General features: G+C 45.2%; 5 protein-coding genes and 2 pseudogenes. 3 read left to right on the plus strand and 4 right to left on the minus strand.

The window, feature by feature from the left end; translation table 11 throughout:
• Positions 1–101: 101 nt before the first annotated feature.
• The 3 genes and pseudogenes from A4G20_10485 (at position 102) to A4G20_10495 (ending at position 3388) form a co-directional block, all read left to right on the plus strand.
• Complete coding sequence (locus A4G20_10485) at positions 102–1007, plus strand: magnesium/cobalt efflux protein (protein QIW16726.1); 906 nt, start codon at positions 102–104, stop codon at positions 1005–1007.
• On the plus strand, positions 1007–2500 hold the full coding sequence (locus A4G20_10490) for an apolipoprotein N-acyltransferase (protein ID QIW16727.1): 1494 nt from the start codon (positions 1007–1009) through the stop codon (positions 2498–2500). Before A4G20_10485 ends, A4G20_10490 begins: the two co-directional genes overlap by 1 nt.
• A gap of 220 nt (positions 2501–2720) precedes the next feature.
• A pseudogene (locus A4G20_10495) lies at positions 2721–3388 on the plus strand (bifunctional tRNA pseudouridine(32) synthase TrmQ/ribosomal large subunit pseudouridine synthase RluA).
• 11 nt (positions 3389–3399) lie between these two features.
• Here the strand turns inward: A4G20_10495 and A4G20_10500 are convergent.
• The 4 genes and pseudogenes from A4G20_10500 to A4G20_10515 form a co-directional block, all read right to left on the minus strand.
• The gene (locus A4G20_10500; protein QIW16728.1) at positions 3400–3840 is read right to left on the minus strand and encodes a transcriptional regulator; all 441 of its coding nucleotides are present in this window, start codon (positions 3838–3840) and stop codon (positions 3400–3402) included.
• A 140-nt stretch (positions 3841–3980) separates the two neighbouring features.
• Entirely contained in the window at positions 3981–4748 is a 768-nt protein-coding gene (locus A4G20_10505; GenBank protein QIW16899.1) for an integrase, read from the minus strand.
• Positions 4749–4798: 50 nt separating this feature from the next.
• A pseudogene (locus A4G20_10510) lies at positions 4799–5308 on the minus strand (hypothetical protein).
• Between the two features lie 102 nt (positions 5309–5410).
• Positions 5411–12178, minus strand: a complete 6768-nt coding sequence (locus tag A4G20_10515) for a hypothetical protein (protein QIW16729.1) — start codon at positions 12176–12178, stop codon at positions 5411–5413.
• Positions 12179–12524 lie beyond the last annotated feature (346 nt).

A 12524-nucleotide genomic window follows, 5' to 3' on the forward strand; every position in this document is an offset into this window, starting at 1 on the left:
TGCTATGCTAATTTCCGTCAAATATAAATCATTTTTTTATTACTAAAACCAGAAATTTATGATAATTTTGCCAATGTTTTGAGTAAACAGAGATAAATATAATGAGCGATGAGCAACAGGGCGGACAGACGCCCGAGAAAAAATCCTTTTTGCAGTCTGTTTTTGGTGGTTTATTCCAGTCTGAGCCCAAAAATCGAGAAGATTTGGTGGGAGTTATTCGGGATTCGGCCGAAAATGCCCTGATCGATGATGATACCAAGGACATGATCGAGGGCGTTATGGAAATTTCCGAATTGCGGGTGCGGGATATTATGATCCCCCGCTCCCAGATTGTCTTTATTGATGCCGACCAGCCCCTAGACAACTGTGTGGATGTGATTATTGAGTCTGCCCACTCCCGCTTCCCGGTTATTCGGGACGGCAAGGATGCCATTGAGGGCATTTTGCTGGCCAAGGATCTGCTCAAATTCCTACGTTCCGACTCCGAACCCTTTGATATTGAAGCCATTTTACGCCCTGCCGTGATTGTGCCAGAAAGCAAGCGGGTGGACAGGATGCTCAAAGAATTCCGCTCCGAACGCTTCCACATGGCCGTGGTGGTGGACGAATTTGGGGCAGTATCTGGCCTAGTCACCATTGAAGATATTTTAGAGCAGATTGTGGGCGACATTGAAGACGAATTCGATGAAGAAGAAATCGAACCAATCCGCCAGCTCTCTCTTCATACCTATGCCGTGTCTGCCCTGACTGAAATTGAGCAGTTTAACGAGGTCTTCCAAACCGATTTTGCCGATGAAGAAGTGGACACTGTGGGCGGTTTGGTTATGCAGGCCTTTGGCCACCTGCCGCAAAGGGGCGAGCAAATTCAGCTAGAGGGCATTGATTTTAAGGTGACCTCTGCCGACAGCCGCCGCCTGATTCAGCTGCGGGCGACCGTTTCAGATGAGCAACTGGAAAAAATGGCACAAGCCAAGTCTGACAAACCGAGCGAGGCGGTGGGCGACTAATGGAGCAAAAAAAAACGATTTTTTTGACCGCTTGCCTGGCCTTTGTTCTCGGTGCCATTGGTATTTTTGCCTATTCACCTTACGATTTATGGCCGCTTGCCTTCCTATCGGCTGGCGGCCTGCTTTGGGCGGCCCAACAAGGCTCGCTTAAAACCGCCCTTGGGGCGGTTTTTGCCTGGTCGATTGGCTATTTCGGGATTGGGGTGAACTGGGTTCATGTTAGTATGATCCAGTTCGGTGGTGTGCCTGAGCTGGTCAGCTACTTAGCCGTCCTGCTCTTGGCTGCCTACCTGGCCCTCTACAACCTACTCTTTACCTATCTGGCCCACCGCTTCCGCCTGACTAATCCCCTTGCACTGGCCGGGCTTTTTACCTTTACTGAATACCTGCGGGGCTGGGTCTTTACTGGCTTCCCTTGGTTGCAATTTGGCTACAGCCAGATTGACAGCCCCTTCTTTGGATTAGCTCCGCTCTTGGGGGTGGAAGGCTTGACCTTCTTCGTAGTGGCCACAAGCGGTCTGTTTCTTGCAAGTTTTCGCAAATTCCAGCCCGCTTGTTTGGTAGGCCTTGCCAGCCTGGTTGCCCTGGCCTTTGGCAGCCAGTTCCTCAATTTTATAGAGGAAGATAAGGCTAGCCAGCCCACCACCATCAGCCTGGTGCAGGGCAACATCGAACAAAAAATGAAGTGGGATCCAGCCTTTTTTGATCACACCATCCGTACCTATCAGGGCCTGATTTCCCCGCTTTTGGGCAAGAGTGACATCATTATCCTGCCCGAATCGGCCATTCCTGCCCTAGAAGTCCAAATTGAGCCCTTGCTTCATCAGCTACAAGCAGCAGGGGAGAAGAGCGGCAGTGAGCTGATCATCGGAACCCTCCACCGTGACCAAGCCGATAGGCTGTATAACAGTGCTCTTGTGGTGGGAAATAGCCAAAATCCTTATTCCCTTTATCAATCAAGCCGTTATAACAAACATCACTTGGTTCCCTTTGGGGAATATGTGCCGTTTGGCTCTGTCCTAAACTGGATGCGGGAGGTTTTTATCCTGCCTGTTAATCTCTCCCAGGGCAGCTTTATCCAAAAGCCCTTGGTAGCCCAAAACCAGGCCTTTAACATGGCCATTTGCTATGAAATTATTTTTGGCAACCAGGTTCAAGCCAACCAAAAGGCCCATCAGGCCGATTTTCTTCTGACCATCTCTAACGATGCCTGGTTCGGCAGCTCCAGCGGCCCTTGGCAGCACTTCCAAATGGCCAGAATGCGGGCCTTGGAACTGGGCAAGCCCCTGGTGCGGGCCACCAATACCGGCATTACAGCCTTTGTTGATCACAGGGGCAAGGTGCTGGCTCAAGCTCCTCAATTTGAGGCAACCAGCCTGACCTATAAGCTAACCAAAACCAACGGCCAAACGCCTTTTGGGCAGTTTGGGCATTGGTTGATTTATGGTTTGAGTTTGGTGGCCTTGTTGATTGGATTTAGGAAGAGAAAATAATTTTTAAGATGAGCTAAATCCCCTCCCCTGCTTGCGGGGGAGGGCTAGGGTGGGGGGGAAAGATAGCGACAACAAGCGAAATAAAATTTAGAAAAATTTGCAAATTTTTGAGAAACTTATTCCGCTTGTAGCGTAGGTTTTAGCCCACGTTAAAAAGTTAGTCCCCCCACCCCAACCCTCCCCGCAGGCGGGGGAGGGAGCATAAAGAAAAGAGAAAACCATGGCCCTTATTGAATACCATCCCCCCTTGAACCCTGGTTGGACGAGGTTTATCGGGACAATCATATTTTAGTTATCAACAAACCCAGCGGCCTTCTGTCCGTGCCAGGCAACCGACCAGAGTACTTTGACAGTGCTATGACCCGAGTTCAGCAAAAATACGGCTTTACCGAACCCGCCCACCGCCTAGACATGGCCACCAGTGGCATTTTGCTCTTTGCTCTTAGCAAGGCGGCAGAAAAGGAGCTTAAACGCCAGTTCCGTGAGCGGGAGCCTAAAAAGCACTATATTGCCCGCTTATGGGGAAAACTAGGAGAGAGAGTAGGCCAAACAGGCACCATCAATTTGCCCCTGATTTGTGATTGGGAGAACCGCCCCCGCCAGAAGATCTGCTTTGAGCGGGGCAAGCAAGCGGTCACTTTTTATGAAATTCTTGCACATGAGCCTGATAACACTACTAGGGTAAAACTGACCCCCTATACCGGCCGTTCCCACCAATTACGGGTGCATAGCCTGGCCCTAGGCCATCCGATCGTGGGTGATAAGTTCTATGCCAACCCCTTGGCCAAAAGTCTGTCGCCAAGGCTTTGCTTGCACGCTGAAAGCCTGTCCATCACCCACCCCATCACAGGCCAGCCCATGACCTTCACCGCACCTGCCCCTTTTTAGGCGACAAAACCTTAGGCCACAAAACGTTGAGCAGCAGGGGCGCTAAAGCGGCTACGCATTTGGTGAACCACATTGGTAATCACCCCTGCGATTTCAACCTCCTGCCAGTTTTCGATCCGTAAGTTGGGTTGGCTCACATCTAGGGAGAAAAGGATCTTTTGGCCATTGATTTCATTAAAAAATTGGTAGAACTTGTATTCGCCCTGTTTTTCCACCACAAGCAGATCATTAACCGCAAAATCCTGGCTGTTTTCTACAATAAGCAGATCGTTAAAATCAATGCCCCAGGCCAATAAATTGGGGTTTTTGACCTGAATAAAGAAGGTTTCTTTGGGGCGGCGAATACAGAGCGAGTTTAGATCTAATTTCATTGCCAGGTTGGCATTATGATCACGGTAGCAAGGCATGGGCTGGTAGGGCATTTCACGGGTTAAGGATCTTAAGGTTGCCATTTTGATCTCCAAATACAGGTTTCTGTTTGTTTATACAGGTGTATTTTACTGTCTATTCACACAGTGTCAATCAAAATTTGCAAAATTCCCTGAATGAAAAATGCGACCCTAGTGATCTGACCCCAGAAAGTTAGACTGATTTAATTCAAGGACTGAATTCTGTATTCTACAGGGCTTAGTCCTTTTAATTCTACTTGAATACGCTTGTGGTTGTAATAATAAATGTACTCGTGAAGCACCTTTTCAAGCTCATCAAAGGTCTCAAAATGTCTGCCGAAGTAACATTCCGTCTTTAATCGTCCAAAAAAACTTTCCATTGCCCCATTATCCAAACAATTTCCCTTCCTCGACATACTCTGTCGAATATGATTTGTCTTCAACATCCTTTGGTATCCTTCCATCTGATATTGCCAGCCTTGGTCAGAGTGAAGAATTGGTTTATCACCATTCAGCCTTGCTGTCGCCTGAGTCATCATTCGGGTAATTTGCTCAAAATTAGGACTTCTTGATAGGTCGTAGGCAATAATTTCACGGCTAAATAAGTCTTTAATAGGTGATAAATAAAGCTTACCCTCGGCACATTTAAACTCGGTCACATCGGTTACCCACTTTTCATTAGGCGCTTGAGCTTCAAAATTACGCTTTAATAAGTTGTCCGCAATGCGACCAACTTCGCCCTTGTAAGAACGATACTTTCGCCGTTTACATTTGCCCTTCAACCCTAAGTTCTGCATTAAGGATTGCACCTTCTTATGGTTGATTTTTAAGATCTTCCTTAAGTCTAAAGTAATGCGACGATAGCCATAATTTCCTTTATTGTCCCGATAAATCTCTGTGATTTGTTGTGAAATCGCTGCATTTTTATCGTCTTTGTCTTTTAGATGATAGAAAAAGGAGCTTCTTGCCAGAGCCAGCAGACTCAACAAAATTTCAAGCGGAAAATTCGTCCGTAAGGCCTTTACGACTTCTGTTTTTTCATCATTTTTTGTTGGTTGAGCTCCTGCAACTTTTTTAGCACGGCTACCTCCGCACGAAGTTTCAAAATCTCTAACTCGAGTTCCTCTTCACGGGTTTGGGGTTTAGGAGGCATTTTGGGATATTTGGGCTTCATACTTGGGCGACCTTTAGGTTTGGGGAAAAGCCCGTTTATACCTTGTTTTTCAAAGGCCTGCAACCAGAGGCTAATTACCCCAGAACGAGGAATACTAAAGTGATAGTAAGCCTCTTCTGCAGAAAATTGTCTACTTTTAACCGCTTGTATCACTTTTAGCTTAAATTCAGGGGAATAGGTCTGTTTTGTTCTATGGACAGTTAACCCATTGATTCCATTGTGATTAAATTGAACAATCCAGAGCCGCAGTAGGCTCTCTTTAAGTTGAAAATGTTGGCGAGTGAGTGACGCATTTTTACCATTTTGAAGATAAAATTCGATCACCTATTGTTTGAAAAGTTGGTTGTATTTGGTCATAAAAAATCTGCACCTTAATTAGTTGGTTATTGAGTCCAACTTTTGGGGTGCAGATCACTAGGGTCGCATTTTTCAAGTTTCATTATTAGAATGAATTATAGATTACCATTGGTAGCCAACACCTACACCACCAGAATAGTGGCCGGCACTATTGGCCGTTCCATTCATTTTCAGAATGATCTTGCCATTATCACTGGCCTTGGAATAACCCACAGCAAGGGCAGATGCACCACCATAGGCTCCTCCAGAGATAGCAACCATAGATTTACCAGGAATATAAACCTGTGGCAGGGAAGAAGCTGCAGCAGAATTTGCCCCAATGCCTCTGACACGTTTATCTAGTTTAGATACACGGTTATCGACATTGACCACACTTTGGGCAACACCCTTAAGTTGGCTTACATTCACTGCATCAAAGTCAGCCTTACCTGGTGCAACATTGGTAATACGGGTTGCAGAACCGTTGGCACCAGCAACATTAAGCGCTTGGCCATACTGATCTTCTACGGTACTAATGGTCGCACGATTACCATTAGAACCAATGGTTACCGTATCAAAGCCCGGATTAGCTGACGTTGCAATGGCAAGGTTGGCACCATTTTGGGTAAGCACAATGTTATTCCCTGCTTGAACACCAAGGGTATCGCCCATAGCGACCTTGGCCTTGCTTGCACCTTGCACCTTACCTGTCGAGCCCTTAACTTCAGACGCTTCAATATTCCAACCCTTCGCAACTTCGTTTTGAACATTGGTCACATTTTGGTTGGTTTCGTGGAGCTGGCTACCATTAACGGCATCGGTACTGGTTGCAGAAACCTCACCTTTAGCCACATTCACCACCTTGTTACCACCGTTATCCAAGCCTTGATTGCTAAGATTGACCTTAGAATCCTTAAAGCCGACACGATTGTCACTGATCTCGGTATTACCTGTGGTTAGGCGGCCATCCTGGCCTAAGTCAACCTCCTTATTTAGACTCACTTCAAGTGCACCCTCATTGACCTTAGTCTTGATATTACCATCGCCTTTAACTTGGATGGTTTTACCAAGATTTTGTCTGACTTCGGTACCATTATCATCGGCTAAACCGAATCCGCCACCTTGCTCTGCATCGGTGACACTTGAAACCGCATTTTTAAGATCGCCAATATTGGCCGCATTGGTTAGGGTATCGCCACTTGCATCTGCAAGTTTTGTATTTCCTAGACCGCTTGCAAGCTTAGTAATCTGCTTGTCGCCTGCAACAATGCCATCTTGGCTAACCTTAACATCACCTGCGATTAAGCCGTCTTTGCTAAGGGATACATTATCGCCGACCTTAATGCCCTCATTATTTAAGAGGGTATCGCCTGCCTTGATACTGCCATCCTTGCCCAGATCAACATCCTTAACTAGGCCAACTGTGACAGTCTTGCCATCGTTACTAATATTGATGTTATCTCCATTAACCCAATTAACCGTATCATTAGGCCCTACATTTTCTGGTTTACCACCGTTAGTTTGAAGGTTCCAACCCGCATTGGCGGTGGCATTGACTTTTTCAAGTTGATCAAGATTTACCGCATCCTTACCATCCTTACCAGCTGTTACGTTGCTAATACGGCCATCTTCCTTAAAGCTGATGCCATCCGTGCCATCTTTACCTCGTAGGGTTAGGCCATCTTGACCATCCGCACCTCTTGTGCCCACAATAGACATTCCATCTTGGCCATCTTTAGCAAACTTGATTTCAGGATCTTTTCCATCCTTGCCATTGACCGTTAGGCCTGAGAAACTTGGGCGTTCTAGCATAACCAGCTCTAGACTGCCGTCATCTTTTTGGCGAACGCCTAAATTGCTTGATGAAACCAGGGTGTCATTTACTACGGTGGTCGCATTCAATCCACCTAAAAGGCCTAAGGTTTCATTAAGTTTACGACTGACAACCTTATCATCGTTACCTACGAACTTCAGGCCGTCATTAAGAGTAGCGACTTCTTCAATTTCACCATTTGGTTTCTCGTAAACGATACGAGTCTTGCTTTCGCCGTCTTTGCCATCGTTGCCGTCTAGGCCCTTGGTGCCGTCTTTTACGCTGATAGTAGCTTGGGCATCCTTACCGTCTTTACCGGCAGGGCCAGTGAGGCCGATTGAGCCGTCCTTACCATTAATGGAAACACCATCTTTGCCGTTTTCCCCCTTAACAATAATAGTACCTGGCTCCTTATCATCACCCACGGTCACATCCTTGTTAAGGCTAATTTCAAGTGCTGATTTGCCATTGTCATCTGTGACAACATTGGTTTTCACACTGCCATCGCCCTTAACGGTCACCGTTTTGCCTAAATCAGCTTTAACGTCCTTGCCGTTTTCATCGGTTAAGCCAAAGCCACCAGTGGTTGCGTTAGTCAGGTTATTAACAGAGTCTTTAAGGTCGCCTACATTCACGGCGTTGGTTAGCACATCGCCAGTGGCGTTTTCTAGGCTAACTGGCTTACCGTCACTGTCAGCAAGACCGCTAGACACATTGGTTACTTGGTTATTACCGTTGTTGAGGCCCTTATCGGTTAAGGTTACCTTATCCCCAGTGGTTGGGCTAATGGTAATGCCATTGCCATCAATCACGGTTGTGGCAGTATCCGAACCAAAGGTCGCATTGGTTAAATCAACCAGAGACTTAGCCATCTTCAAGATAAGCTCACCATCGACATTATCAACACGGAGGTTTTTATCCGTCACTGCTGCATCTGCCCTTAGGTTGCCCTTAATGCTTAAGGTCTCATTGAGTTTCTTGGCAATGCTATCGCCTACATCACCCTTGAAGTAGAGGCCGTCATTAAGCGTAGCGACTTCTTCAGTTTCACCATCTGGTTTTTCGTAAACGATACGGGTCTTGCTTTCGCCATCCTTACCATCGTTGCCGTCAATGCCTTTAGCACCGTCTTTCACGCTGATAGTAGCTTTGGCATCCTTACCGTCTTTACCCGCTGGGCCAGTTAGACCAATCGAGCCGTCTTTACCATTAATGGAAACGCCATCTTTGCCGTTTTCACCCTTAACAATAATAGTACCAGGCTCTTTATCATCACCCACGGTTACATCCTTGTTGAGGCTAATTTCAAGTGCTGATTTGCCATTGTCATCTGTGACAACATTGGTTTTCACACTACCATCACCCTTAACGGTCACCGTTTTACCTAGATCAGCTTTTACGCCCTTACCATTTTCATCGGTTAAGCCAAAGCCACCGGTGGTTGCGTTAGTCAGGTTATTAACTGAATCTTTAAGGTCGCCTACATTCACCGCATTGGTTAGCACATCGCCTGTGGCGTTTTCTAGGCTAACTGGCTTACCGTCACGGTCAGCAAGACCGCTAGACACATTGGTCACTTGGTTGTTGCCGTTATTGAGACCCTTATCAGTGAGCGTCACATTATTACCAGCTGTTGGAGCAATCGTAACACCATTGCCATCAATCACGGTTGTGGCAGTATCTGAACCAAAGGTTGCATTGGTTAAATCAACCAGGGACTTAGCCATCTTCAAGATAAGCTCACCATTGACATTATCAACACGGAGGTTTTTATCCGTCACTGCTGCATCAGCCGCTAAGTTACCTTTAATACTTAAGGTCTCGTTAAGTTTCTTGGCAATGCTATCGCCCACATCGCCCTTGAAGTAGAGACCGTCATTAAGCGTAGCGACTTCTTCAGTTTCACCATTTGGTTTCTCATAAACGATACGGGTCTTGCTTTCGCCATCCTTACCATCGTTGCCGTCTAGGCCCTTAGCTCCTTTTTCAACCTTGATTGAAGCAGAACCATCAGCACCATCTTGACCGTCTTTGCCGTTTACCCCGTCAATGCCATTGAAAACTAAGGCATCCTTGGTAATGGTTACGCCATCCTTACCATCAGCACCCTTCACACCAATACTGCCATCCTTGCCATCTTTACCGCCCAGGGTCAGATCACTGTTTAAGGCAAAGGTAACATTATTGTCAGTAGCTTCCTTAGTAATGATGATATTGCCATCAGTGTTATCAAGACTCACTGTGGCATTCGGTGTAACCGTCGAACCATTATTGCCATTGGCCTGTAAGTTCCAACCAGCATTGGCTGTGGCATTAACTTTTTCAAGCTGGCTTACATTCACCGCATCCGTATCCGCTGTACCAGCCGTCACATTGGTAATTTTCTTATCGCCTGCATTAATGCCTGTTTGAGTAATTGAAGGGCCATCCGTAATGGTTAAACCATTATTATTAAGGCTGGTATTACCCAGATTAATTGAGCCATTTTCTGTTAAATTTAGGGTATTATTTAAATTAATAACAACCTTACCATCAACAACTGTGGTATTTAAGTTTTGATTACCTCCAATAATATCAACCTTTTCACCTAATTGCTTGGTTACACTTTGGCCATCTTGTGCGGTTAAACCAAAACCGCCATCCACTCGATTAGTTAAATTGGTAATATTCTGATTAGTTGCAAATAATTGGCTACCATTGACCGCTTGTTTACTGTCATTAGAAATTGTACCATTTGCCACACCATTAACCACATTATCACCCATATTAATGTCGGCACCATTTTTAACGGTTAAACTGCTATTGGTGGTAATATTATCAAAGGTAACATCTTGTTTAGTGGCAATTTTAATTGAGCCATTATCATCGCTCACCACAATATTATCGCCAGCCTTAAAGTTAGCGGTTTTATTATTTGGGGTAACATCCTTAACCTTTTGACCTTCAGCCTGTAGCTCCCAACCGGCCTGAACGGTATTATTTAAGTTATTGATATTTTGGGTGTTATTGGTCACATTTTGATTGGTAGCATATAATTGGCTGCCATTCACCGCATCTTGGCTGGTAGCATCAATTGTGCCATTGGAAACGTTGGTAACCTTCTTATCACCCGCATTAATGCCTGCTTGCGTAATTGATGGGCCATTATTAATGGTTAAACCATCATTATTAAGGTTGGTATTACCCAGGTTAATTGAGCCATTTTCAGTTAAATTTAAGGTGTTATTTAAGTTAATTTTAACTTCGCCATCTTTAACTGTGGTATTAATATTGTCATTTCCACCAGCAAGTTTAACATTTTCACCTAACTGTTTATTTACATTATTGCCATCTTGAGCTTCTAAACCGAAACCTTTGGCAATGGCATTGGCATTATTAGTAATATTCTGCGTGTTATTAGCAATATTTTGGGTATTATTAGCAATATTTTTAGTATTATTTGCAACAGTATCTTTAAACTTCTGATCAATATCAACCTGAATACTGCCATCAGTTACCTTGGTTGTAACATAATCATCTGTGCCAATAATATCAAAACGCTTGGTTGTTTGGTTAACTTCAATACCCGCCGCTGTATGGGCCTTATCAGCGCCTACCGTAAAGGCTTGAAGGGCCGTATCTGCCTTATCAAGCGACTCCTTAGCCTTATCCGCCAAACCAATAGTGACTTTTCCATTTTCGGCTTTAGTGACAACTTCATCTGCTGTACCAGCAAATTTAATCGGATCGCTTAATTTATTGGTGCCAGAGCCCGTATCGCCTGCATAATTAACATTTGCATTGACTTTCAGCTCATAAACATTAGCACCATTGGCTGTCGTTTTATTTACCGTAACCGAACCATCCGGAGAAGTAACTTGGGTCCGGCCATCATCGACATATTTTTTATTGGTTGCATCAGTATCAGCGGTTGGTGTGCCGACATTAGTAATGCGGTTATTGCCCATATTGATGGTTGAACCAGGCTTAACCGTCAGGTTTCCAAGGCTGGTATTTCCACTGGCGGATAGATCATTGGTTGTAACAGAGGTAAAGGTTACATTATCCTTGGTTGCAACAGTGATATTTTGATCGTTTTGATTGATGGCAATGTTTTTACCGGCGGTAAAGGTCACAGTTTCGCCATTAATCACATTGGCTGCATTGCTATCACCTGTCTTAGAACCCTCTGCGGTCGCATTGGTTGAAAGGTTCCAGCCCTTACCTAATTCTGTAGCAATTGCATATAATTGGCTACCATTAATGGCATCCGTTGAATTGGCTAACACACGGCCTGCACCTAAATCGGTAATCGTGCGAACGGTGGTGCCTTCACGAGCCTGATCATTATCATAACCACTACCAATACTTACTGTCCCTTTCGGCTGTAGGCCTGCAAATTTATAGGTACGGCCATTAATGGTCATTTCCTCTTGGCCACCAATTTCATCGGCATAGGAATCCGCCCCTAAAGAAACAGAGTTTTCAACCTCAACCCTTGCACTAGCACCTAGAGCGAGTGAGTGATTTGCCAAAGCCCTTGCGTCCTCACCTACTGCCATAGAACGGTTATGGGTTGCTGTTGAATTAGTACCGATGGTCACAACACGTTCGTGTTCGGCTTTTGAATCAGTACCAATAGCCACAGAGGCAGAACCATTAGTGGTTGCATTAATACCAAAGGCAATAGAACGGTTATCCCGAGCCGTTGCATTATTACCAAAGGCAATAGCCTTATCATCTAAGGCACTGGCATTATTACCAAAAGCAATGGCTTCATCAGCATCTTTTGCTGTATTTGCAACAACTCCATTATCACCATTTGCTAGCTTACCTGTTTGGAAATAACCTGTTCGAGAATTTGTCCCCACAGCAAATGAATCATCACCATTGGTTTTAGCATTACTACCAAGCGCTAGAGAACGATTGCCATTGGTTTGAGTATTGGTATGTCCATCGTAACGGGTTCTTTCTACCTTATGAGTACCGTCTGCCGCTAAGGTAACAGGACTTGTACTACCAATAGCAATAGATTGATCCCCAAAGGCGGTTGCCGAAGCGCCCATGGCCAAACTTGCGCTACCATTTGCCCAAGCCACAGAACCAATTGCAGTTGAATAGTCTCCTGTTGCGGCAGATTGTCGCATCATGGCTAAAGAGTTAAATCCGCTGGCTAACGAGGCTGTACCAATTGCGGTAGCGCCAATATTATTTGCCGTTGAAAAAGCACCTAATGTAATAGCCAAACCACCAGTTGCACGCGAATAATCACCGATTGCAATCCCATTTGAGAAATTATCATTGGTTGGCTGAAGTACATTGGTATGGCAACCTATAGCGATACCGTGTGCCTTACTTGTACTATAAAGATCTGCATCAGCGCCTGGATTGATCTCACTTTTTAGATTACCAGGATTATGGTAGTTATACGGGTTGGTTCCACCA

This window comes from Pasteurellaceae bacterium RH1A (assembly GCA_012221805.1).
Lineage (GTDB): Bacteria > Pseudomonadota > Gammaproteobacteria > Enterobacterales > Pasteurellaceae > RH1A.

Coding starts and splice junctions, on each gene's coding strand:
- A4G20_10490 (QIW16727.1), top strand. CDS start 1,007: ATGGAGCAAAAAAAAACGATTTTTTTGACCGCTTGCCTGGCCTTTGTT.
- A4G20_10500 (QIW16728.1), bottom strand. CDS start 3,840: ATGGCAACCTTAAGATCCTTAACCCGTGAAATGCCCTACCAGCCCATG.
- A4G20_10485 (QIW16726.1), top strand. CDS start 102: ATGAGCGATGAGCAACAGGGCGGACAGACGCCCGAGAAAAAATCCTTT.